The sequence below is a fragment of the Blautia sp. AF34-10 genome, assembly GCF_003477865.1.
Lineage (GTDB): Bacteria > Bacillota > Clostridia > Lachnospirales > Lachnospiraceae > Fusicatenibacter > Fusicatenibacter saccharivorans.
Genome location: NZ_QUED01000014.1, coordinates 39,587 through 63,537 on the forward strand (window position 1 = coordinate 39,587; position 23,951 = coordinate 63,537).

At 45.6% G+C, this 23,951-nt stretch carries 19 protein-coding genes, 2 tRNA genes, 4 pseudogenes and 1 riboswitch; of the genes and pseudogenes, 19 read left to right on the plus strand and 6 right to left on the minus strand.

Annotated elements, in window-relative coordinates; genetic code table 11:
* Positions 1 to 52: 52 nt before the first annotated feature.
* Entirely contained in the window at positions 53 to 1,813 is a 1,761-nt protein-coding gene (locus tag DWZ60_RS10080; RefSeq protein WP_119221604.1) for a diguanylate cyclase domain-containing protein, read from the minus strand.
* Between the two features lie 202 nt (positions 1,814 to 2,015).
* Positions 2,016 to 2,091, plus strand: a riboswitch (cyclic di-GMP riboswitch).
* Between the two features lie 59 nt (positions 2,092 to 2,150).
* On the opposite strand from DWZ60_RS10080, the pseudogene DWZ60_RS10085 reads away from it, so the two are divergent.
* Together DWZ60_RS10085 and DWZ60_RS10090 are read left to right on the plus strand one after the other, a co-directional pair.
* Positions 2,151 to 2,345, plus strand: a pseudogene (locus DWZ60_RS10085) (sensor histidine kinase); the annotation flags it as partial.
* Positions 2,346 to 2,495: 150 nt separating this feature from the next.
* Positions 2,496 to 5,324, plus strand: coding sequence for a hybrid sensor histidine kinase/response regulator (locus DWZ60_RS10090; protein ID WP_119221605.1), 2,829 nt, complete (start codon positions 2,496 to 2,498; stop codon positions 5,322 to 5,324).
* A 184-nt stretch (positions 5,325 to 5,508) separates the two neighbouring features.
* Here DWZ60_RS10090 and DWZ60_RS10100 read toward each other — a convergent pair whose 3' ends face one another.
* The 3 genes and pseudogenes from DWZ60_RS10100 to DWZ60_RS18180 all read right to left on the minus strand — a co-directional run bounded on the left by DWZ60_RS10100 (position 5,509) and on the right by DWZ60_RS18180 (position 7,485).
* Positions 5,509 to 6,456: a TlpA disulfide reductase family protein gene (locus DWZ60_RS10100; protein WP_119221606.1), complete on the minus strand. Its 948-nt coding sequence runs from the start codon at positions 6,454 to 6,456 to the stop codon at positions 5,509 to 5,511.
* A 30-nt stretch (positions 6,457 to 6,486) separates the two neighbouring features.
* Positions 6,487 to 7,376 (minus strand): annotated as a pseudogene (locus tag DWZ60_RS10105) (4Fe-4S binding protein).
* Positions 7,369 to 7,485: a CD1871A family CXXC motif-containing protein gene (locus DWZ60_RS18180; protein ID WP_119221607.1), complete on the minus strand. Its 117-nt coding sequence runs from the start codon at positions 7,483 to 7,485 to the stop codon at positions 7,369 to 7,371. The pseudogene DWZ60_RS10105 and the gene DWZ60_RS18180 overlap by 8 nt, the downstream one beginning before the upstream one ends.
* Before the next feature lie 68 nt (positions 7,486 to 7,553).
* On the opposite strand from DWZ60_RS18180, the pseudogene DWZ60_RS10115 reads away from it, so the two are divergent.
* The 17 genes and pseudogenes from DWZ60_RS10115 to DWZ60_RS10190 form a co-directional block, all read left to right on the plus strand.
* Positions 7,554 to 7,982: pseudogene (locus DWZ60_RS10115) on the plus strand (response regulator); the annotation flags it as partial.
* A 262-nt stretch (positions 7,983 to 8,244) separates the two neighbouring features.
* Entirely contained in the window at positions 8,245 to 8,448 is a 204-nt protein-coding gene (locus DWZ60_RS10120) for a hypothetical protein (RefSeq protein ID WP_147326118.1), read from the plus strand.
* The gene (locus tag DWZ60_RS10125) at positions 8,448 to 9,362 is read left to right on the plus strand and encodes an ABC transporter ATP-binding protein (RefSeq protein WP_119221608.1); all 915 of its coding nucleotides are present in this window, start codon (positions 8,448 to 8,450) and stop codon (positions 9,360 to 9,362) included. The genes DWZ60_RS10120 and DWZ60_RS10125 overlap by 1 nt, the downstream gene beginning before the upstream one ends.
* A gap of 158 nt (positions 9,363 to 9,520) precedes the next feature.
* The gene (locus tag DWZ60_RS19890; protein ID WP_330422248.1) at positions 9,521 to 9,799 is read left to right on the plus strand and encodes a hypothetical protein; all 279 of its coding nucleotides are present in this window, start codon (positions 9,521 to 9,523) and stop codon (positions 9,797 to 9,799) included.
* A gap of 160 nt (positions 9,800 to 9,959) precedes the next feature.
* Positions 9,960 to 10,256: a hypothetical protein gene (locus DWZ60_RS19895; RefSeq protein ID WP_330422249.1), complete on the plus strand. Its 297-nt coding sequence runs from the start codon at positions 9,960 to 9,962 to the stop codon at positions 10,254 to 10,256.
* A 31-nt stretch (positions 10,257 to 10,287) separates the two neighbouring features.
* Positions 10,288 to 10,491, plus strand: coding sequence for a hypothetical protein (locus DWZ60_RS10135; protein WP_117812821.1), 204 nt, complete (start codon positions 10,288 to 10,290; stop codon positions 10,489 to 10,491).
* A 183-nt stretch (positions 10,492 to 10,674) separates the two neighbouring features.
* Positions 10,675 to 11,118, plus strand: coding sequence for an aldehyde dehydrogenase family protein (locus DWZ60_RS10140; RefSeq protein WP_119221609.1), 444 nt, complete (start codon positions 10,675 to 10,677; stop codon positions 11,116 to 11,118).
* 111 nt (positions 11,119 to 11,229) lie between these two features.
* Positions 11,230 to 11,302: transfer RNA gene (locus DWZ60_RS10145), tRNA-Val, on the plus strand.
* A gap of 20 nt (positions 11,303 to 11,322) precedes the next feature.
* Positions 11,323 to 11,396, plus strand: a tRNA-Met gene (locus DWZ60_RS10150).
* Positions 11,397 to 11,459: 63 nt separating this feature from the next.
* A complete protein-coding gene (locus tag DWZ60_RS10155) occupies positions 11,460 to 12,644 on the plus strand; it encodes an exonuclease SbcCD subunit D (protein ID WP_330422250.1) in 1,185 nt (394 codons plus the stop codon).
* Entirely contained in the window at positions 12,641 to 15,025 is a 2,385-nt protein-coding gene (locus DWZ60_RS10160) for an AAA family ATPase (RefSeq protein WP_119221610.1), read from the plus strand. The genes DWZ60_RS10155 and DWZ60_RS10160 overlap by 4 nt, the downstream gene beginning before the upstream one ends.
* A complete protein-coding gene (locus DWZ60_RS10165) occupies positions 14,941 to 16,581 on the plus strand; it encodes an SbcC/MukB-like Walker B domain-containing protein (RefSeq protein WP_199669416.1) in 1,641 nt (546 codons plus the stop codon). Before DWZ60_RS10160 ends, DWZ60_RS10165 begins: the two co-directional genes overlap by 85 nt.
* 146 nt (positions 16,582 to 16,727) lie before the next feature.
* On the plus strand, positions 16,728 to 17,741 hold the full coding sequence (gene queA, locus DWZ60_RS10170) for a tRNA preQ1(34) S-adenosylmethionine ribosyltransferase-isomerase QueA (RefSeq protein WP_119221612.1): 1,014 nt from the start codon (positions 16,728 to 16,730) through the stop codon (positions 17,739 to 17,741).
* A gap of 239 nt (positions 17,742 to 17,980) precedes the next feature.
* Positions 17,981 to 18,655, plus strand: coding sequence for a phosphatase PAP2 family protein (locus tag DWZ60_RS10175; RefSeq protein ID WP_242991174.1), 675 nt, complete (start codon positions 17,981 to 17,983; stop codon positions 18,653 to 18,655).
* Complete coding sequence (locus DWZ60_RS10180; RefSeq protein WP_117510195.1) at positions 18,645 to 19,706, plus strand: lysylphosphatidylglycerol synthase transmembrane domain-containing protein; 1,062 nt, start codon at positions 18,645 to 18,647, stop codon at positions 19,704 to 19,706. Before DWZ60_RS10175 ends, DWZ60_RS10180 begins: the two co-directional genes overlap by 11 nt.
* Positions 19,690 to 20,325: a CDP-alcohol phosphatidyltransferase family protein gene (locus DWZ60_RS10185; protein WP_117510194.1), complete on the plus strand. Its 636-nt coding sequence runs from the start codon at positions 19,690 to 19,692 to the stop codon at positions 20,323 to 20,325. Before DWZ60_RS10180 ends, DWZ60_RS10185 begins: the two co-directional genes overlap by 17 nt.
* A 367-nt stretch (positions 20,326 to 20,692) precedes the next feature.
* Positions 20,693 to 21,232: pseudogene (locus DWZ60_RS10190) on the plus strand (phosphatidylserine decarboxylase); the annotation flags it as partial.
* A 61-nt stretch (positions 21,233 to 21,293) separates the two neighbouring features.
* Here DWZ60_RS10190 and aroA read toward each other — a convergent pair.
* Both aroA and DWZ60_RS10200 read right to left on the minus strand, forming a co-directional pair.
* On the minus strand, positions 21,294 to 22,577 hold the full coding sequence (aroA, locus tag DWZ60_RS10195) for a 3-phosphoshikimate 1-carboxyvinyltransferase (protein ID WP_119221613.1): 1,284 nt from the start codon (positions 22,575 to 22,577) through the stop codon (positions 21,294 to 21,296).
* A gap of 34 nt (positions 22,578 to 22,611) precedes the next feature.
* On the minus strand, positions 22,612 to 23,724 hold the full coding sequence (locus DWZ60_RS10200; RefSeq protein ID WP_055228240.1) for a prephenate dehydrogenase: 1,113 nt from the start codon (positions 23,722 to 23,724) through the stop codon (positions 22,612 to 22,614).
* Positions 23,725 to 23,951 lie beyond the last annotated feature (227 nt).

Consider the following 23,951-nt stretch of genomic DNA (forward strand, 5'->3'; position numbering starts at 1 on the left):
AAAAAAAACTGCTAAGAAGTTCGGTTAACAACTTTTTAGCAGTTTTTTTTATTTATTCGGAAAATTTATCACTGTAACGAAGATGCATATCTTCCCAATCCATGAACAATACATAAAATACTTTTCCGTATTGCTGGCTTTCTACGATTCTTCCATGATCAAGCACGGAAAGATAAGTTCCGTCAGCTTTTCGAAGATGAAAGTGAATATAGTCATTTTCATTGCCTGTGTCAATCTGTTCCCAGATGCTTGTTTCAATCTGTTGTTGTTCATCTTGTCGGATCAGATTGCGGAACCTTTTTTGAGTAAGCCTGAATAGTTCATCCATGCTCTTATAACCAGTCATATGAAGAAATTCGTGGTTTGCATAAAAGAGCTCATCATCTTCTTTGTCTGCTCTATATATGATAAATGCACCTGGAAGGTGTTCAGAGATATCCTTCAGTGCAAATCCAAGCTGTTTGCGGACTCCTGACTGGAGACCTTTTCTGTAAGCCATACATCCGTTTTTTCCATGCAGTTTTATTTCATAAAGAGCTGCATCTGCACAGCGCATAAGCTGTGAAGGGCTGGCTGCAAATGTTGGATATTCTGCATATCCGAGAGATATATAAAATGCGAGTTCTTTACCGTGATATGAAAACGTTTTTGGAAGATTAGTGAATTGCTGCAGCTGTTTATCTGCTTCCTTAAAGGTACAATTTGGTAAAAGAATGCAGAATTCGTCACCACCATTTCTTCCAAACAATGCATCGGATGGGAAAAAAGCTTTCATACTGTCTGCCAGACTCTTTAATGCTTTGTCTCCGTAACTATGGCCATAGATATCATTGATAAACTTAAAGTCATCAATATCAAGGAGCGCAGCCACAAAATGTGTTTGTGGATTTTTAGAAATTATTTTTTCTGCTAATTCATCAAATCCATAGCGATTATAAATATTTGTAAGAGAATCTGTGCGCGCCAGTATTTTATATTTGTTCTTGTGTTCTTTTGCTATCAGCCATACCCTGGTAAGTACTGACAGAAGAAGGCTTATAGTAAGAAACATACCACTGATAATTATCAGTAGTGTGTTATTTCTCCATCCGGTTTTAGGAGTTACCTCAAGCTTCCAGGTTCCATCCCCTACTGTAAAAGCGTAAGAAACCGGATGATCTATTTGACCATCTGACTGATAAACCACTTTATAAGTATCGCTCCAGGGAATGTCTGTTTTCAGAATTTTGTATTCATATCCAAAATTTGAAAGCGCACTGACTGTATCTGAAAAAATATCCGGAACACGCAGGATAACAATGGTAAATCCCCAGAAATACTCTTGTCCGCTTTTATCTTTCAGGTAGACTGGATTGCGGACTGCAATTCCATAACCGCCCTGTTTTAATTCGAAGGGCCCCTGCGTAATGGTTGCATGGTTATCTCTTGCATAACAGGAAATCTCTTTACGGTCTTTATCATGGAGCAGATCGATCTTACCTGCCTCATTTCCTTCAGCCGGATAAATATCTGTTACAACACCATTAGGAGCGAGCTGCACGCTTTCAATAGAATCAGACATAAGATTCCCGGCAATCGTCTCAAACTGATGGATTTCGCCATTTTCACTGATTAAGATCTGTTCCAAAGTATCTGTAATTCCAATTCCATCTGCAATTTCATTCTTTATGCGTTCACCATAGGTGGTTGCGTTTAATTGTGCCAATATGTGTCTCTGATTTTTTTCATGGGTGTCTGTTTTGTATACAATTAAACCAACAAGGCATATGCCCAGTAAAAAAATAATAAGAGGCACAAGTGTTTTTTTCTTCACTTGGTTCACCTCAGTTTATTCATTGGAGTTTTTATAATAAAGCATTATATCATAGAAGTTGAAAAACGGAATAAGTTTTTAAAAAAATGACAGTATAATGACAATATGTTTTTGGGCGTTAAAACGGTAATGTTTTTCTTGTGTACAGTAGAGTACTATAGTATAATAAAATCAGTTTTTTGCGTAAGTCTAAAAGCTATAATAAGGAAATCGGCAAACCAGATGAAAGTCTGGGACGCAAAGCTACAGGGCCTGTAAAATGGCAGCCAGTTGCATGAAATGACGTGCACTGTCTGGCAGTGCTTTTTTACGGTATTATTTCATAGATGTAACAATAATGTCGCATGATACTCGTACACCTATGAATGCAATCATTGGTATCACATCTTTGATCAGACATGATGCAGGAAATAAAGCAAAAGTTATAGAGTATGCAGATAAAATAGATATTTCATCACAGCATCTGTTGGGAATTATCAATGACGTTCTGGATATGAGCAAGATTGAGGCAGGAAAAACTGTCTTCAAGTTCAGAAGCATAAAGACCGGTGGGGGGGACCGAACCGCAGGTCACTGAACAGTGACAAATGGATTTGATGCGGTAGTGCAATTTTATTAAACCAGGAGGTTGACAAGGAGATGTATAGAGAAATATATTTGACAGACAGACAGGAGATTTAATATGATTTCGAGAGCAAAGAAATATGTGGCAGTATTACTGGCTTTTGTATGCGTGTGTATGATATTTTCTCCCCAGACTGCATATGCAGCCGAGGACAGTTCGCAGCATGAAACTGTCAAAGTCGGTTTCTTTGCCATGGATGGTTATCATGTGATGGATGAAGAAGGCAACCGCAGCGGGTATGGCTATGATTTTCTTCGGCTGATGGCCCGTTATTGGGATGTAGATTACGAATATGTCGGATATGATAAGAGCTGGGATGATATGCAGCAGATGCTTGAAGATGGCGAGATTGATATGGTAACATCTCCCCGCAAAACACCGGAAAGAGAAGAAAAGTTTGATTTTTCACGTCCGATCGGAACCAATTATGGGATGCTGACCGTCCGCAGTGACAACAGCACGATTGTGGATGGCAATTACAGTACTTACAACGGTATGCGTGTGGCGTTTTTGAATGGAAGCTCCGAGATAAAGAGTTTTGCGGATTTTGCAGGCAACAAAGGATTTACATATGATCCATTTTATTTTGATACGACCGCAGAGATGGAGGAAGCTCTTCAGAGTGGAAATGTTGATGCTATTGCTGCTAGTTCTCTGAGAAAAACAAACAATGAGCGTATCGTGGATAAATTTGACAGCAGCGATTTCTATGTCATGGTTAAAAAAGGTAATACAGAATTGCTGAATGAGATCAATTATGCAATCGACCAGATGAATGCAGTTGAGGGTGACTGGAAAACGACACTTTATAATAAAAATTATGAAAGCATCGAAACTAAGAATCTGGAATATACGGAGAAAGAAAAAAGCATTATTTCACAGTATTCCAAGGACAACCCGCTTCATGTTCTGTGTGATCCGACCCGTTATCCATATTCTTATAATGAAAATGGTGAGATGAAGGGTATTATCCCGGATTACTTCCGGAAAATTGCAGACTATGCCGGGATTTCCTATGAGTTTCTTACACCTGCTACCAGAGATGAGTATATTGCTTATCAGAAAAATACGGAAACCACAGATATGAGCATCGATGCACGCCTGGAAACAGATAATTATGCTGAGACGAAAAAATGGGGGATTACTGCACCTTTCATTACGATGCAGCTGGCAAGGGTGACACGGCGTGACTTTGATGGAAAAATTAATGTTGTTACTACGGTTGACCAGACAGCATCAAATTCCATTGAAGATGCAATGGCACCCGGTGCAGAAAAACTGATGTGCAGTACCCGACAGGAAATGATGGAAGCTGTCCGTGAGGGTAAAGCAGATGCTGCCTTCGTCTACTATTACATGGCACAGGCGTTTGTGAACAGTGACACTACGGGCACCATGACATATACTCTGCTGGAACAGCCTACATTCACCTACCGCATGGTAATTTCATCAACTGAGAACCATGCGCTGGCTGGTATTCTGACGAAAGCAATGTATGCCATGCCCCAAAATCTTGTTGAAGATCTTGCAGCACAGTATACCACATACAAAGCAACAGAGCTGACATTAGTTGACTGGATCCGTCTGCATCCTGTTGTTACTGTTTTGGTTTTACTTATTTTTGGATGGCTGCTGACTGCTATGGCTGGGACAATGGGGCGTCTCAGTGCAAGAAAAAAAGCTCAGAAGGCGGCCCAGGAGAAAGCTGAGGAAATGGCGGAACTGGCAGAGCATGCACAGGCTGCAAACAAGGCAAAAACAGCATTTCTGTCACATATGTCCCATGATATGAGGACACCGATGAATGCAATCATAGGATTTACCGGTATTGCCATGAAAAACAATCCGTCAGACGAAGTGAAAAATTGTCTGGAAAAGATTGACGAAAGCTCAGAGCATTTACTGTCGCTGATTAATGATGTATTAGATCTGACCCGCATAGAAAGTGGAAAAGTGAAATACAATCCGGTACCGGCGGATGTGAAAAACATTACAGATTCTGCATTGGATATTATAAAAGGCTTTCTTACGAACAGGGATATCAACTTTAAGATTCAGCGTGAAGATGCAAAGATTCCAAATGTACTTGCGGATCCTGCACGCCTGCGTGATGTGCTGGTCAATATTCTGAGCAATGCCGTGAAATTCACTCCGGATGGAGGGACGATTACATTTGAAGCCCGGTGTCAGGAAAAGGGCGGGGATGGATATATAAATATGCGTTACCGCATTTCGGATACTGGTATTGGCATGAGTGAGGAATTTACAAAAGAAGTTTTTGAGGAATTTGCACAGGAAGATTCCGATGTGAGAACGCAGTACCATGGAGCTGGACTGGGGATGGCTATCGTAAAGAAGTATGTAGATATGATGGGTGGAACCATTTCCGTGCAGAGTAAAAAGCATGAGGGAACCACATTTACTGTGGATATTCCTTTGGAAATTACAGATAAGGAATGTAATAAGTCAGACACAGGTTTTTCTGAAAAGGTAAATCTTACAGGTGTGAATGTTCTTATTGCAGAGGATAATGAACTGAATGCAGAGATTGCTGCCGTGCAGTTGGAAGAGTTCGGGATGAATGTAGAAAGAGCTGTGGATGGAAAGAATGCTGTTGAGATTTTCAGAAATCATCCGGAAGGCACATTTGATGTAATCTTGATGGATATCATGATGCCTGAAATGAATGGTTATGAAGCGACAAAAGCAATCAGGGCAATGAATGACAGACCGGATGGAAAAAACATTCCTATTATAGCAATGACAGCTAATTCATTTGCAGAAGATGTTCAGGCATCACTGGATGCAGGAATGAACGCACATTTGTCAAAGCCGATTGTGATTGATGAAGTTATAAAAACGATTATAAGGTATGTATATCATTGATTAGCAGAGGTTCATGAATTAGTGGAATACAATTGACAGGAGGACCAAAATATGACAATGCGAGAGTGCTATGAAGCTATTGGAGGAAACTATGAAGCTGTCCTGGGACGCCTTCATTATTAATGATGTTAGGGGGCAGTTACTGCAAACAGTAACTGCCCCCTAACTAGGATATTTATGTAAATTATTTCTGGTCCAGTACGGACTGAATCTGCTTCATCAGCTGATCGTAGTTTGACTGATCGTCAATGCCACCCATGAAAGGTTCCCCAACGATATTTCCGTCTTTATCTACAAGAACGGTTGTAGGAAATGCCATGATGTTTCCTTTTCCAGCATAGTTTCCAACTGTTGAATTAGAATCGAAAGTCAGGTTCTTGTAGGAAGCGCCCTGAGCTTTCAGGATTTCTTTTGCCTCTTTGATTCCGGCTTCATTGTTGTCTAAAGTATCCATGTTGATACCAACAACTTCGCCACCCATTTCTTTGAGTTTCTCATTTAATTCATTCAGCTTAGAGAGCTCTCCGACACATGGCTTGCATCCACTGAACCAGAAATTTACAACTGTAACTTTATTTTTAGCGAAAAGACTGTCATCTACATCGTTTCCATCCAGATCTTTTCCTTTGAAACCTTTGAATACAGCTGTGGATTCGTCTGATTTGGAGGAAGAGCTGTCAGAGGAATCGGATGCAGCAATCTCCTTCTCAAGCTTGGCAATTTCTTCTTCAATTCCGCGGATTGTCTCGATGTCTTTGCACAGAGTTTCATATTCTTCTTCAGAGAAAGAGTCTTTGTTAGATTCCACTGTGCTTGCGAGGGAATCAGCATAGTTTTCGCTCATGGCATCACTGGCAGCGTTCTTGTTCATAAGACCAAAGGCTTTGTCCCATGCATCTTTGTGATCAACAAAAAGCTGGTTTTCCTGCTGGTAAAGGTCATTCCGTTTTTCGTTCAGCTCGTCTGCGCTGCCCGTTTCTGTTGTGGAAGAAGATTCCTGTTTTGTGTTTGTATTGTCTGTTGAGGAGGAATTTCCGCAGCCTGTAAACGCAAAAAGTACAGAAATGGCAAGGGATGCAGCAATTACCGTTTTTAATTTCATTGAGTTTGTTCTAAGTGTTTTGTTTTTCATGATTTTAAATCTCCTTTAAATTACGTTTTATTAGTTTTTATTTTCAGCCTGTTTCTTAGTTGAAAATCCGTAATGATAGCAGATTGCATCAGTCGGACAGGCTTTCATACATTCTCCGCATCGGATACACTCCGGATGGTTTGGTGTGTCTACTACATTGACATCCATCTTACAGACACGACTACATTTCTGGCAGCTAACACATTTCTCATGATCAACCTGAATCTTAAGAAAAGATACCTTGTTAAACAGTGAGTAAATAGCACCCAGCGGCAGATCCATTTACAAAATGGACGGTAAAACAAGATGCTCAGGATGATGAAAAGCGCAAGGATTGTGAACTTAAATGTAAATAAATGTCCGAGTGCGGCACGGATTCCTGAGTTGGCAAGTGCCAGCGGAATTGCGCCTTCAAGTACGCCCTGTGGGCAAATGTATTTGCAGAAGAAAGGATCTCCCATACCAAGTGAATTGGTTACAAATGCCGGAAGTAGTATAACAAAGACGACCAGAATCACATATTTCAGATACCGCAGAGGCTTCAGTTTTGCGGTGGAAAGTTTCTTGCCCGGAATCTTATGCAGCAGATCCTGGAACCATCCAAACGGACAGAGGAATCCACAGATAAACCGCCCTAACAGAACACCTAACAGGATGAAAAATCCGGTGATGTAGTAGGTAAATTTGAATTTTGAAGAACCGACCACGGCTTGAAAAGCTCCAATCGGACAGGCACCTGTGGCGGCAGGACAAGAGTAACAGTTTAGTCCCGGGACGCACATCGTTTTTACATTTCCCTGATAAATTTTCCCTTTAAACAGATTCGGGATGTGAATGTTGGTCAGCAGTGTAGCAGCTGCCTGAATCCATCCGCGGAAGCGGGCCAGAAAGTTTTTGTTTGATTTCATTTTCTTATCCAATTCCTACACACTCCATACATAATTTTATTGCCTTACTAAGAACAACCGCTGCTTCTCCGCGGAAGATCCCGACAAGGAAAAACACCAAACCGGCTGCAAGTAAAAGAATTTGTGTGCTTTTTCAGATTTCATTAAAATACTCCTTTCAATGTTCAAAGTCCGTTTATTGGCCTTTCGATGTTTGCATTATACAATAGAGGGTGTAAAATTCCTGTTAAAAAAATGGAGAAAAATAAATTGAGATTATTAGTTGTTGAAGATGAGAAGAAATTATGTGATATGATTGCGAAAAGTCTGCATCAGGCAGGTTATGAGGTAGACACGTGTAATGACGGAGAGGAAGCACTGGATATGATCTATGCGGAAATGTATGATTTGATCGTGCTTGATCTTAACCTTCCGGGGATGGATGTGATGGATATTCTCCGGGAACTTCGAAAGGAAAATGAAGAGACAAAGGTATTGATTCTGTCTGCGAGAAGTCAGATCGCTGATAAGGTTGACGGTCTTGATGCGGGGACAAATGATTATATGGAAAAACCATTTCATCTGCAAGAGCTGGAAGCCCGTGTGCGAAGTCTGACAAGAAGAAAGTTTGTACAAAAGTATTAAGATAAGCGGGAATTCATGACGTGGAGTTTCAAGTGATTAAAAAATTTATGAAAATGAATAAGTGGAAAGTTGCATGTCCATTGACATGGCTTTCCACTTATTTTTATGAATTCCTATGCGCCAGACGAGCAGACAACAGAAATTGGCATCTTACCCGCGAATTTCTGCATTTCATATCATGCAGACTGGACGAATGCTGTAAAATCATATATAAAAGAAATAGGAATAACTGGGGGTGAGATGGATGACATGTGAGGTGGAACAGATTGATCCAAAGCAGGAAGAACATGTTATGGTATATTGCCACAACAGGGAAGCATCCTGGGTGCAGAATGTTCGGGAAGCTGTATTTGGACAAACATCGGTATGTGGATATAAAAATCACGTTTTGTATCAATTGAAATTGTCTGATATTTTTTATGTGGAACAGCAAAGAAATCAAAGGAGAGGGCAGGCGTAATGGAAACAGATATGATTAAAATCACTCGTTTAAAGAAAAGCTTTGGTGATGTAAAAGCAGTCAATGATCTGAGTTTTCAGGTGAAAAAAGGAGAGCTCTTTGCATTCCTTGGTGTAAACGGGGCAGGGAAGAGCACAACGATTTCGATCATCTGCGGGCAGCTTCGCAAAGACAGCGGAACGGTTCAGATCCAGGGCACAGATCTGGATAAGATCGGAAGGAAAGTTGGAACAATGCTTGGCGTGGTATTTCAGGACAGTGTGCTGGACAAGCCACTTACCGTCAGGGAAAATCTGAAAAACAGAGCAGCGCTTTATGGAATAACAGGAAAAGCGTTTGAAAAAAGATTGCGGGAACTGGTGGAGATTTTTGATTTCGGAGATTATCTGAACCGGCCGGTCGGAAAACTGTCCGGCGGACAGAGAAGAAGAATTGATATTGCAAGAGCCTTGCTGCATCGGCCCGAACTTCTGATTTTAGATGAACCAACGACAGGACTTGACCCACAGACGCGGCTTTTGATCTGGGATATCATTGAAAAACTTCGAGTGGAAGAAAAGCTGACAGTTTTTCTGACTACGCACTACATGGAAGAAGCTGCAAATGCCGGTTATGTGGTGATTCTGGATAAAGGAAGCATCGTGGCAGAAGGAACTCCTTTTGAGCTGAAAAATGAGTATGTGCAGGACACTATGTCTGTTTATGGTGTGACAGAAGAAGAAATCAAAACACTGGGCAGAGAGTATAAAAAGATCCGGGATGGCTATCAGTTAAAAGTAAAAAATACCGCAGAGGCTACCCGGCTGATCGTGGAACATCAGGAAATATTCCGTGATTATGAAGTGGTAAAGGGCAGAATGGATGATGTATTTCTTGCCGTAACAGGAAAAACATTGGGAGGTGAGCACAGATGAAGGCAGTATTTGCACTTATAAGTCGAAACAGAAAATTGTTTTTTAAAGACAGAGGAATGTTTTTTTCAGCTTTAATTACTCCGGGAATTCTGATTTTGCTGTATGCTACATTTCTGGCAAACGTATACAGAGATTCCTTTGTGTCCGCGATCCCGGACATGATTATAATCTCAGACAAACTGATCGATGGAACGGTGGCCGCACAGCTTGCCGCGGCTCTTCTGGCAGTCAGCTGTGTGACTGTGACATTCTGCGTGAATCTTACGATGGTACAGGACCGGGCAAACGGAACAAGGAAAGATTTTAATGTATCGCCAATCAGCAAAGCACAGCTTTATCTTGGGTATTTTTTATCTACTGTAGTCAATTCCCTGCTGGTGAATGGGCTTGCGCTGGTATTATGCTTGGCTATATGTACAAAATGGGCTGGTATATGAGCGCTGTAGATGTACTCTGGGTTCTTCTCGATGAAATTTTACTGGTACTCTTTGGAAGCACGTTGTCAAGCATCGTCAGTTTTCCACTGACAACCCAGGGTCAGTTATCCGCAGTGGGAACAATCGTAAGTGCCGGGTATGGATTTTTATGCGGAGCTACATGCCGATTTCAAATTTCGGCAGCGGTCTGCAGAAAGTACTGTCGTATCTGCCAAGTACCTACGGAACTTCCCTGCTGAAAAATCATATGCTCCGTGGAATCTTCGAAGAGATGGAGAACAATCAGCTGCCAGAAGAAATGATTACTGCGATTCGTGATACACTGGATTGTAACCCGAAGTTCCAGGGGTCTGTAGTAAGTGTAAATCAGATGGTGATGCTTATGGTGGGATGTGTTGTGGTATTTGGAATTATTTTTTTGTGCATGACAGCTCTTCCGGAGAAAGATGGGAAGTAAATATATCCTTCGACTATAGAATGAATAAAAAATGAGAAAAGAGACAGTTATGAATATTGCAGAAAGAGAGATCGATGACCCGGAAAAAGAGGGCGTTATACTCGAATATGTAAATTTTACGAAAGAATTTGCAGAAATAAAAGAGTATGTAAGAAGCAAAGGGGAATCTATCCGGGGATACACAGAAAAGAAAGAATGTGTTTCCATAAGAACAGAAGATATTTTATATTTCTAGGCAGTGCAAAACAAGGTGTTTGCTTATACGTCAAATAAGTTTTATGAAATTAAAAGCAGACTGTATCAGCTGGAAGAGAAAATAACAAGAAAATGTATGTAGCGTGCATCAAAGACAACGATTGTAAATGCGGATCGTATTGTTTCGGTTCGTACCGCATTAAATGGGCGTTTGTATGTGCGGATGGAGGCTTTGAGCAGATTGGAAATGGCCTTGCAAAAACAGGAGCAGATCCTCTGCAAAGCGCTGCATACGGATCTTGGAAAGAGCAAGACGGAGAGTGTGATGTGTGAGATTGGACTGGTGCAGGGGGAAATCCGCTGGATGAAGCAGCACTTAGGGCGGCTTTGCAGAACAAAACATGTCAGAACACCGCTGGCGCAGTTCGCTGCAAAAAGTTATCGAAGCCCTTCTCCTTATGGCAATGTGCTGATTATGAGCCCGTGGAATTACCCTGTTCTGCTGACGTTAGAACCGCTGGTAGATGCCATTGCGGCAGGAAATACTGCGGTGGTAAAGCCAAGTGCTTATGCACCGGTCAGTGCAAATGCCCTGAAAGATCTGTTAGAAGAATGGATAGTTAAAGACAGCATATGCCGGAAGGACATGAAATCGCTGGTATTGTAGAAACAAAAGAAAAAATTTGAAAAATTTCAAAAAATATCGTTGACAAACAGAACAAAGCGTGCTAATATACATATTGTCAGCAGGACGTAAGAACTGCTAGAAAACAGATATGGGGTCTTAGCTCAGCTGGGAGAGCATCTGCCTTACAAGCAGAGGGTCACAGGTTCGAGCCCTGTAGGCCCCATACTTCTAAAAATATAGTATGGCGAGATAGCTCAGTTGGCTAGAGCACGCGGTTCATACCCGCGGTGTCGAGGGTTCGAATCCCCCTCTCGCTACGAAAGAGAGAGCTCCTGCGAAAGCAGGGGCTTTTGTTGTTTTACGTTCGGAGGGGGCTGCCAGTGGCGGGCCCTGCAGATTACAATACCATGGAAAATGACAGGGAGGCGCTTATGAAATTATTCCACTTATCCGATCTCCACATCGGAAAGCGAGTCAATGAATTTTCGATGATCGAGGATCAGAAGTACATTTTGTCGCAGATTCTGCATGCTGCAAAAAGAGAGAGACCAGATGGTGTACTGCTTTCCGGAGATATTTACGACAGTACGATTCCAAGTGCAGAAGCGGTTCAGGTTTTTGACGCGTTTCTGACAGAGCTTTCCACCAATCGGATTCTCACTTTTATTATCAGTGGAAACCATGATTCCGCCGAGCGTCTGGCATTTGGATCCAGCCTGATGGGAAAAAGCGGGATCTATTTTTCAAAGGTATACAATGGAACGATAGAGAAAATTCCGCTGCAGGATGCGTATGGCACGGTGTGGATTCATCTGCTTCCGTTTTTACGGCCTGCGGTGGTGCGCCATGCCCTGCCGGAGCGTGCGGAAGAAGTAATGTGTACAGCGGATGCAGTTCGGATTGCACTGGAACAGGATCTGGTTGATGAACAGGATCGAAATGTGATTCTGGCCCACCAGTTCGTAACCGGGGCAAAACGATGTGATGCAGAAGAACTGCAGGTTGGCGACTTGGATCAGATTCCGGCAGAATTGTTTGAAAAGTTTGATTATGCTGCACTGGGGCACATCCACAGCCCACAGAAGGTGGAAAGAGACACGGTTCGCTATTGCGGTTCGCCGCTGAAATATTCTTTTTCGGAAGCAGGACAGGAAAAAACGATTACGGTGATCGAATTAAAAGAAAAAGGAACGGTGGAGCTTAGAACAATTCCATTAAAGCCCTTGCACGATCTCAGGAAAATCCGGGGGACGTATCTGGAAGTCACGGCAAAAAGATTTTATGAGAACAGCGACTGCGAGGATTACCTTCTGGTGACGTTGACGGATGAAGAAGATGTGCCGGATGGAATGGCAAAACTCCGAACGATCTATCCGAACCTGATGCGCCTGGAGTACGATAACAAAAGAACCCGATCTGCTGCAGACATTGGCACGGCGGAACGAGTGGCGGAAAAATCAGAACTGGAACTGTTCCGGGAATTTTATGAATTACAGAATAATCAGAGCATGACCGCACAGCAGGAAGCGCTGGTGGAAGAATTGTTACGGGGGATGAAGGCATGAAACCAAAGAAATTAGTCATCAGTGCATTCGGACCGTATGCGGACCGGATGGAACTTGATTTTGATCGGCTGGGCGGCGGTCTGTATCTGATTACGGGGGACACCGGCGCGGGAAAAACAACGATTTTTGATGCCATTACGTTTGCGCTTTACGGGGAAGCGAGCGGTGAAATCCGGAAAGGCGAAATGTTCCGCAGTAAGTATGCAAAACCGGAGGTGCGTACCTTCGTAGAGCTTACGTTTACGTATCAGGGAAAGGACTATACGGTAAAGAGAAACCCGGAATATCTGCGCCCGAAGGACCGCGGACAGGGCATGACGATGGAGAAAGCGAATGCAGAACTGATTTTTCCGGATGAGCGGCAGCCGGTTACGAAAACTTCGGAAGTGACAAAGAAAGTGACAGAACTTCTCGGGCTGGATCAGCGTCAGTTTCGACAGATTGCGATGATTGCGCAGGGAGATTTCCAGAAGCTTCTGCTGACAGGAACAGCGGATCGGAGTGAAATTTTCCGGAAAATGTTTCACACAGAGATTTATCAGGAGCTGCAGAAGCGCCTGCGGGAAGCAGCAAAGGAGCGCTGGAAAATATACGATGAAAAGAAACGCAGCATCAGCCAGTATCTGGACAATGTTGTCTGCCCGGAAGAGGCAGAATGGAAAAAAGAGTTTGACCGGCTGAAGAAAAATAAATTCGACGGCCAGGTTATGCGCGGTATGGAACTGCTTGCACGCTGCATCGAATGGGACGATGAGAAATTAAAGGCGCTGCAAGACGAGCAGAGTACGCTAAATGAAGAGATCGAAAAGAAAAACCAGCTTTTGGGAAAAATAAAAGAGCGACAGACGAGACAAAAAGAGAAAGAGCAGAAAGAAAAAGAATGGGAGACTCTGCTTCCGAAGGAAGAAGAAAAGAAAAAGAGAAGTGAGCAGGCAGAGAAAGAGGCGGAGATTTGTAAGCAGTTGGAAGAGCAGATTCGGGAAGAAAAAGTGTGTCTGGAACTGCTGCGAAAAGTGCAGCAGGAGCAAAGTACAATGACACAGCTGCAAAAGGAACTGCAGGCAGCAACAGAAGCAAAAGAACAGCTTCAGACAGAGCAGGAGCGTGCAAAAAAAGTCCTGGAACAGAAGAAAGCACGGGAAGAACGTCTCTCTGATGCGGAGGTGAAACTTGCACGGACGGAACAAAAAGAAGCGTATGCCGCAGAGCAGATACAGCAGATGGAAGCATACTGCGAGACAATTGCAGGCGCAGTCAAAGAGGAAACGGCAAACAAAGAAGAGGAAAGCGTTCTTTGTAAAAAAATAAAAGAAACAGAGGAGACAGCGGCCAGGGCAGCCGAAGAGGCAGAAAGGCTGGCCGGGCAGGATCAGGTCTGCGAAAAACTGCTGGATGAAAAGAAAAATCTGGAACAGAAAATCCACACTTTAGAAGAAACGAAAAAACAGCTGGAGAGAACGACGGCTGAAAGGACGCAGATTGCCGCGCAGGTGACACAACTGCGAAAGGAAGAAGAGAACTTACAGGCGGATATCGCGACAACGGCAGAACATCTGGCCGAAAGAGACGGAGCCGCGCTGCTGCAGGAAAAATACCACCAGAAGCTGGAAACGCTGGAAAATCTGCTGGAAAGCTGGGAGCAGGGACGCAAAGAACTGGAAGAAAAGCAAGGTGCATACCAGCGTGAAATCAAAAAGAGAGATGCTTTACGGGAAACATATCAGGCGATGGAATCTTTATTTCTGGATGCACAGGCGGGAATTCTGGCAGAAAAACTGACAGAGGGAGAACCATGCCCGGTCTGCGGCGCTATTCATCATCCGCAGCCTGCCAGACGAGCAGAACATACGCCAGATAAAGAAACGCTGGATCACAAGAAAGAAGAACTTCGGATGCAGGAGGAAGCGGCTGCGGGACAAAGCGAGGCTGCGGGCAGCTGCCGCAGACAGGTAAAGGAAAAACGTGCACAGCTAACGGAATGGCTGTTAAGAGAACTGCCCGAGAGTCAGAAAGAACACGAACAGAAGCGACTTTCACAGATGCCGGATGTTTTATTTCAACAGGAAGCGGTCGAGAAGGCAGAGCAGCTTCGGAAGGAAGAAGAAACACAGAAAGTACGTCAGATGGAATATGCGGAACTGGAAAAAAGACAGACAGAACGGCAGAAAAGACTGGAAAGCATAAAAAGACCATTGCAGCGGAACAGACACGGCTTGGCCGGGCAGAAGGAACCAAAAGAGCAATGGAAGAACAGTTGGAAAAAGAAATTGCGGAGGCGCAAAAAACGACTGCTTTTATGGAGAAAAAGAATCCTGCGCAAAGAAAGGGTCCGGGGGAGAGCGAGGACAGAAACTCCCTGGCTGATCAGATTGCCCAGGTGATTTCCTTCCGGAAAAACAGACAGAAACAGTGTGAGGGAGAGATTGCTGCCACGCGGGCAAAGGTGAGCCGCCGTGCAGAATGTATCGCACGGCAGAAAAAAGCGGAAGCTGAGCGGAAAGAGGATCATGAGCGGCTGCAGAAGGTGCGGAGCCGTCTTGAAGTACTGCAAAGCGATCGGAAGAGATGGAAGGAACAAGAAGAGAAACTGCTGGAAAATCTGGAAGAGCAGAGAGCGATCTGGGCAGAACAGGATCAGCAGAAAACAGGAGCGAAATCCGAAGGCAGGCCTGGAGATGGGAAGGAGCAGCTGAAGGATCTGGTAAGTGCAGAAACGGTGAAAAAACAGATAAATGAATTTACGGGATCGGAAATCGCAGAAAAACTTGCAGATGCGGAAAGAGAACTGTGGATTCGGTCTGTATGGGAACAGCACTGGCTGAAACAAAAGCGAAAAGAACTGACAGAACAGAAACAATGTATTCTTGCAGAACAGGAGGAACTGAAAAAGATCCGACAGGAAATCCAGGAAGAAACACAGAAAACGGAGCAAAGAGAACAGGAAATTCGCAAAAAAGAGCTGCGGGAAACGGAACAAAAGGCTGAAAGAAAAGCACTGCTGGAAAAGATCCGGGAAAAAGAGGCGCAGCTTGCGGGAAAAGAAGAAACAGAACTTCTGGAACATATTGCAGCCTGGGAAGCACAGAAAGAACGGCTGGAAGAAGCACAGAAAACAGCAAAAGAGGAACTGGATGCCATACAGAAAAAACTGACGGAAGTACAGGCGGCGCTTACGGCGATTCAGGCGTTAGAAACAGCGGATTCACAGGAACAGCCACTCCCGTCAGAAATAGAATTACAGGAAGATTTAAGGGGACTTTCCGAACAGAAACAGGTTCTGGATCAGCGTTATAACGAGCAGTATCACGCGGCAAATACGAATCAGAACACATATGATGCCATTCGGAATCAGCAAAGTCAGATGCAGACCGTGGAAGAAGAGTACAAATGGGTCAATGCGCTTGCGGATACCGCATGTGGAAATGTGAGCGGAAAGCAAAAGATTGAACTGGAAACGTATGTGCAGATGGCGTATTTTGACCGGATTCTGCGAAAAGCCAATGTGCGTTTCCTGACGATGAGCCAGGGACAGTATGAGCTGAAACGGCAGGAAGACGGCACGAATAAGAAAGAAAAAGCCGGATTGGAACTGAATGTGATTGACCATTATAACGGAACGGAGCGGAGTGTCCGCACGCTCTCCGGCGGCGAATCGTTTCAGGCATCGCTTTCGCTGGCACTTGGCCTGTCAGATGAAATTCAGTCGTATGCAGGAGGAATCCGGTTAGATTCCATGTTTGTGGACGAAGGTTTTGGTTCTCTCGATGAAGAGTCCCTGAATCAGGCGGTGAAAGCACTGGAAGGTCTGGCGGATGGAAACTGTCTGGTCGGAATTATTTCTCATGTGCCCAAGTTAAAAGAGCGGATTGAGAAAAAAATCATTGTGACGAAAAATCGAAGCCGGGATGGTGTAGGAAGCCGGGCAGTGATCGAGTAGACCACAACAGGAGATGATTGGGATTCGAGAGAATTCCTTGTCAGAAAGTACGGAAAATGCTATAATAGATCCGTTAGGCAAAAAAAGTTGAATGAACAGAGCAAATCCGGCGAATCATGCCGGCTGCCATAGAATGGAGGAAACAAATGAAAACATCAGATTTTTATTATGATCTGCCAAAAGAACTGATCGCACAGGATCCATTGGAAGACCGCAGCGCTTCCCGCCTGATGCATCTGGATAAAACGACAGGTGAATATAAGCATGGTCATTTCCGTGATATTCTGCAGTATCTGAAACCAGGCGACTGTCTGGTCATCAATGATACGAAGGTAATTCCGGCGCGTCTTTATGGTTCCAAAGTCGGAACGGATGCGGCAATTGAGATTCTTCTTTTAAAGAGAAAAGAAAACGACATCTGGGAAACGCTGGTAAAACCGGGCAAAAAATGCAAGGTCGGAACCGTAATCTCCTTTGGAGACGGAATTCTGACAGGCGAAGTAGTCGATATCGTGGATGAAGGAAACCGCCTGATCCAGTTCCACTATGAAGGCATTTTTGAAGAAATTCTGGATCAGCTTGGTGAAATGCCGCTGCCGCCATATATCACACATAAACTGCAGGACAAGAACCGTTATCAGACGGTATACGCAAAACACGAAGGCTCCGCAGCCGCTCCGACCGCCGGACTGCATTTTACGAAAGAGCTTTTGCAGCAGGTGCAGGATGCCGGTGTAAAGATCGCCCATGTAACCCTGCATGTCGGCCTTGGCACCTTCCGTCCGGTGAAAGTGGAGGATGTCACCCAGCATCACATGCACTCTGAGTTCTATGTGGTAGAAGAAGATCAGGCAAAACTGATCAACGATACGAAAGCAGCAGGCGGCCGTGTGATCGCAGTCGGAACAACGAGCTGCCGTACTCTGGAGTCGGCAACCGGCGAGGACGGCATTTTAAAAGCCGGAAGCGGCTGGACCGAGATCTTTATCTATCCGGGTTACCGCTTCAAGATGATCGACGGACTGATCACCAATTTCCATCTGCCGGAGTCCACACTGGTGATGCTGGTATCGGCACTGGCTGGAAAAGAGCATATTATGGCAGCTTATGAAGAGGCTGTAAGAGAAAAATACCGCTTTTTCTCCTTCGGCGATGCATGATGATTGAATAAAAAATTCGTTTATGACAAAAATACGATGCTGAAAGAAAACGACCATATAGGAACACCCGTGAAGCCCTATATGGTCGTTTTTTTCTCTGCGAATCCTCTAAATCTTTCTTTTTCCCTGCCGAAAAACAGAAGATTTTATTAAGGTTTCTGAAAACGAGCGGAACTGGGTTGTGTCAGGGAATGTTTTTGCGTATACTGATACGTGTTTGAGACAAGGGAGGACGGATTTTGAAGAGAGACGAGAGAAGAAAGTTTCCATACTATGGTATCCTGCCGCTAATTCTGACGCTGACAGCGAATTTTATCGCTTATTTTGGAACGCGGCCGCTTACCAGTTCGTGGAAACATTACAATATAGAAACGGTGCTGGACCAGCAGATCCCGGTGATCCCGTGGACGATCGTGATTTATTTTGGCTGTTATCTGGTCTGGATTGTAAATTATCTGATTGCCGCAAGCAGAGAGAAAGAGTTTGTCTGGCGGTTCTTTGCAGCAGATGTTCTGGCGCGGCTTGTCTGTATGGCATTTTATCTGCTGCTGCCGACAACGAACGTAAGGCCGTCGATCCCGGAACAGGGATTCTGGAATCAGATGCTTGCCTTGCTCTACCAGATGGATGCGGCGGACAATTTGTTCCCATCGATTCACTGCCTGAACAGCTGGTTCTGCTATATCGCAGTCCGCAGCAGACGGGAGATTCCGCGCTGGTATCAGCGGTTCTCTTTCTGGGCGGCACTTGCCGTGTTTGTCTCTACGCTGACAACAAAGCAGCATGTGATTGCAGATGTGATTGGCGGAGCGCTTCTGGCAGAAGTGACGTGGCAGATCGCGGGACGCACGCATCTTGGTGCATGGTATGGCATGATATTGGAACGAAGGAGGTGGAAACGCCGTGCAGAGTAAGAAAAAAATGATCGTGAATACTGTTTTTCTCGTTGTGATTTTTGCGTTGACGATATACGGTGTTTTCCACGGCGAAGACCTTGGCGCAATGATGGAAGCAATGCGGCGGGCAGATGTGCGGTGGCTGCTGCCGGGACTGCTCTGTGTCGTGTTTTTTATCTGGGGAGAATCGATCATCATCTGGTACATGATGCATTCCTTCCAGATTCCGGTGAAGAGGCGGACATGTTTTCTGTTTTCTTCCGTCGGATTCTTTTTCAGCTGTATCACACCGTCCGCAAGCGGCGGCCAGCCGATGCAGCTCTACTATATGAAAAAGGAGAAAATATCTCTTCCGGTATCAACGGTGATTCTGATGATCGTCACGATCACCTACAAAGCGGTGCTGGTCGTGGTGGGACTTGGGCTTGTTCTGTTCGGACAGGGCTTCCTGCACCGGTATCTGACGGAAATCCTTCCGGTTTTCTATCTTGGAATCGGTCTGAATGTCTTCTGTGTCACAGCCATGCTTATTCTGGTTTTTCATCCGGCGCTTGCGCGGACAATTCTGGTTTTGGGACTGAAAATCGTGGAAAAACTGCATTTGATGAAACGAAAAGAAAGCCGCCTGAAAAAACTGGAAGCTTCCATGGAAGTCTACCAGAATACGGCAGCGTATCTTGGCACCCACAAAATGGTGCTGGTCAATGTCCTTGCGATTACATTTGTACAGAGGTTTGCTTTATTTGCAGCAACATGGTTTGTATACCGCGCCTTCCATTTATCAGGCATTTCCTTTATTGCCATTGTGCTGCTGCAGGCGGTCATTTCCGTATCGGTTGACATGCTGCCGCTTCCGGGAGGAATGGGAATCAGCGAGACACTGTTCCTGAAAATTTTCCCGCCGGTCTTTGGAAGCACGCTGCTTCTTCCGGCAATGGTGCTTTCCAGAGGGCTCGGCTACTACGGGGAACTGCTGGTGAGTGCAGTCTTTACCATCGTCGCACAGCTTACGATCGGGAATACGAAAAGAGAAAAAAGAGGGGGAACTACATATGATAGGGTTCTATGATTATACCGTAATATTAACATATATCAGCTTTGCATCGTCCATCAGCGGCATTTTTCTTGCAACGCGGGGACACTTTAACTGGGCGATTTTTTGTCTTGCTTTTTCCGGACTGTGCGATATGTTCGATGGAAAAATTGCGCGGACGAAGAAAAACAGGACCGAAGATGAAAAGCGGTTCGGCATTCAGATCGATTCGCTCTGCGATGTGGTTTGTTTCGGCGTCTTTCCGATCGTGCTCTGCTATGAGCTTGGCATGACACATTTTTACAGCATTCCGATTCTTATTTTCTACGGTCTTGCGGGCGTGATCCGTCTGGGATATTTTAACGTGATGGAAGAGAAGCGTCAGAATGAAACTTCGGAGAACCGGAAATATTACCAGGGACTGCCGATTACCTCGATGTCAGTAGCTTTGCCGCTGCTGTTCGTCTTTGCACCGCTCTGCCGCGGATACTTTCTGATCTGGCTGCATCTGCTGGTGCTGGCGGTCGGCGTTCTGTTTATCACGGATTTCCGCTTCCGCAAGCCGACGAATAAAGAGCTTGCTGTGCTGGTAGCGGTCGTTGGAGTGGCTGTGCTCCGCGGACTTCTGATCTGGAAGGGAGGAAGAACGGTTTGAGACTCTGCGCTTATCCTTACCGAAAACAGGGGAAAAATTATCCAAAGCTTGATCTGATCCGCGAGGAAAATGATCTGCAGGACCGTTTTCTACACATGATGTACAGCCATGCCGCCGGAAGAGCCGCGATGCAGCCGCTGGTTCAGTCATTTGTATCTCGTGCGGCAGGCTGCTTTCTGGACAGCCGCTTATCGGTGCCGCTGATTGCACCGTTTGTAAAGAAAAATCATATTTCACTGAAGGAATGTACCGCAAAGCAGTTTATCTCGTTCAATGATTTCTTTGTGCGGAAGCTGAAAATGGATGCACGTCCGTTTTCCAATGCGCCGCAGGATTTTATCAGCCGTGTGATGCGCGGCTTACGGTTTATCCGATTCATGAGAATGGGAAGTTTGAGATCAAGAACACAGAATATACGCTGGAACAGCTTCTGCGCGACCGGAAGCTGGCAAAACGGTATGAGGGCGGAACGTTATTTCTGTTTCGGCTTTCCGTGGACGATTATCACCGGTATCTCTTTGTTGATGACGGCGTCTGCTCGACGGAACGGCGGATTGAGGGTGTGCTCCACACGGTCAATCCGGCGGCGAATGATTTTTGCCCGATCTATAAAGAAAATACGAGAACCTACACGCTGTTGCAGTCCGCAAATTTCGGCACACTGCTGCAGATGGAGGTCGGCGCGATGATGGTCGGAAAGATTGTCAATGAAAATGCCGGAGCGGCGAGAAGTGTACAGCGCGGCGAAGAGAAAGGCTATTTTGCCTTCGGTGGTTCGACAGTGATCGTTCTGGCACAGAAGGGAAGCGCAGTGCCGGAAAAACGGATCTGGAATTATTCGCGGCTTGGAATCGAAACGCGGGTACGGCAGGGAGAAACGGTTGGAACGGCCGGAAGAACAGGGTAAAAGCAAAAAAATGGATTGTGAGGAAATGATCTTCACAATCCATTTTTTGTTTAAACGTTTTTTATGCCTGCAGCCGTGCCAGATCCTGGTAGAATGTCGGATACGAGATATCCACACAGCCGGCGCGCAGGATTTCCGTCGGTGTCTCTGCGGCAAGCGAAGCGATTGCAAACGACATCGCAATGCGGTGGTCGAGGCGGCTGTCGATTTGGGCGCCGTGGAACGGTTTTCCGCCCTCAATGATCATGCCGTCGTCCGTGCCTTCCAGGGAAACACCCATCGCGGTGAGTTCGTTTACCATGATATCAAGACGGTTCGATTCTTTGACTTTCAGCTCCTCCGCATTCCGGATCACGGTTGTACCGTTCGCTGTGGCGGCAAGAACCGCGATGATCGGGATTTCATCGATCAGGGTCGGGATCAGTTCGCCCTCGATGACGGTGCCGGAAAGAGACGGCGTATAGCGCACGAGAAGGTCTGCAACCGGTTCTCCGCCGGAGTTCTGCTCATTCAGAAGTGTGATGTCAGCACCCATGGCGCGGCAGACGCGGAGCATACCGTCGCGGGTCGGGTTGATGCCGACATTTTTCAAGAGCACCTCAGAGCCTGGAACTATCAGCGCGGCGGCGATGAAGTAGGCGGCGGAGGAAATATCTCCCGGCACACGGACGAGATTTCCATGGAGATCCGGGTCCGGCAGAACCGATGCGGTCAGCCCTTCGGAGGCAACGTCGGCGCCGAAGAATTTCAGCATCAGCTCCGTATGGTTTCTGGAAAGAGCCGGTTCGGTAACGCTTGTTTTTCCGTCAGCATACAGTCCGGCAAGCAGGACACACGATTTGACCTGTGCGGATGCGACCGGCGAAAGATAGGAGATGGCGTGGAGCGGATGGCCGTTGATCGCAAGCGGCGCACAGCCGTTTTCCGGAATACTGCGGATGGAAGCGCCCATCTGGGTCAGCGGATTGATGATGCGTCCCATCGGCCGTTTCTGAATGGAGGCGTCACCGGTCAGTGTACTGGAAAAGTTCTGGCCGGCAAGAATGCCGGAGATCAGGCGTGTCGTTGTTCCGCTGTTTCCGCAGTCGAGAACGGCGGACGGAGCCGAAAGCCCGTGCAGACCTTTTCCATGAATGAGGATGCGCTCCGGCGTGTTCTCGATCTCAATGCCCATACTGCGGAAGCAGGAGATGGTGGAGAGACAGTCGGCACCCTGTAAAAAGTTTGTGACTTCTGTGGTTCCCTCTGAAATGGCACCGAACATGACGGCGCGGTGGGAAATGGATTTATCGCCCGGCACGGAGATTTCTCCGCGCAGAGGACGTACTGCTTTCTGGAACTGCATAACGTAACTTCCTCCTGTCAAGATATACGCGCTTTTAATTGCGGATATGAATGGTATAGCCATGGTCTTTTAAGACCTTCCGGGCAAGAATGCCTGCCTGCTCTTCATAAAATTCAATGCGGAGAGCACCCTCTTCGAACTCGCGGTTATGCGTAATGCCGATATTTTTAATACTGATCTGGTTGATGGCAAGAATTGTTGTAACGGCTGCGATTCCGCCGGCTTCATCGAGCAGGTCGCAGTAAACGACGTATTCTTTCTTTGTCGGTCCATAGGAAGAATCTTCCATGGAATTCCGGTATTCGCGGGAACTCTCAAACATATTGTAGAGCTCGTGGCCTTTTTTGTTGTCAACCAGGTATTTTGCCTGGACGAGAAGGCGGATATAGGAATCCAGCACATTCGAGAGCTGCTTCTGGTTTGAGAGACAGATCTGCTGCCATACCTCCGGGGAGGAGGAAGCGATGCGGGTGATGTCCTTGAAGCCGCCTGCAGCAACGGTTTTCATCTGCTCTTCCGGTGTGTCCAGGGATGCGAGTGCATTGACCAGGGTAGCGGCAACGATATGCGGCAGATGACTGACACCTGCGGTGATGTAGTCGTGCTCTTCGTATGTTAAAACCATCGGGATCGCCTTTAAGGACTGGACAAGATCAACGAAAGCGGAAACTGTCGCGATCTCAACATCTGGTCCGGGTGTAATCATATAGTAAGCATTTTCCAGCAGGTAATCGGTGGCGCTGGAATATCCCGTCTTTTCGGAGCCTGCCATCGGATGGCCGCCGATAAACTGGTGCGTCATGCCGAGGGTCTCAACCGCCTGATGGATTTCTCCTTTTACACTTCCGACGTCTGTGATGATACAGCCCGGTTTTGCGATGCCTTTCACGAACGGAAGATAGGAGATGTTGGTGCTGACAGGAGCACATAAGAAGATATAGTCACAGTCGGCAAAGCGGTCGTCCCGTTCTTCCAGCGCGATATCAATCACGCCTTCCTGAATTGCCTCTTCGATTGTCGCTTTGGTGCGGCAGTAGGCCATCAGTTTATACTCCGGGTGAACCTTTCTGAGGGTTTTTGCAATGGAGCCGCCGATGAGGCCAAGGCCGATAAAGCCGATACAGATTCTTTCGGATGTATCACACATAATTCAAGTAGTCCTTTCTGACAATTTTCGTAGGTAAATCGTATAAAAGACATTGTAAAGCATCTGAAATCAAATGTCAAAGATTTCTTGCTTTAAAGTGACAAAGCATTTTTGAAAGGCAGCAATTTTGCTTGTTTTGCAAAATCCGGCAGATTCCACAGAAAAGCCAGACAGAAAAGCGGAAGAAAGGCAGAATAACCAGCTAAAATACATATAAAATTTAAAAA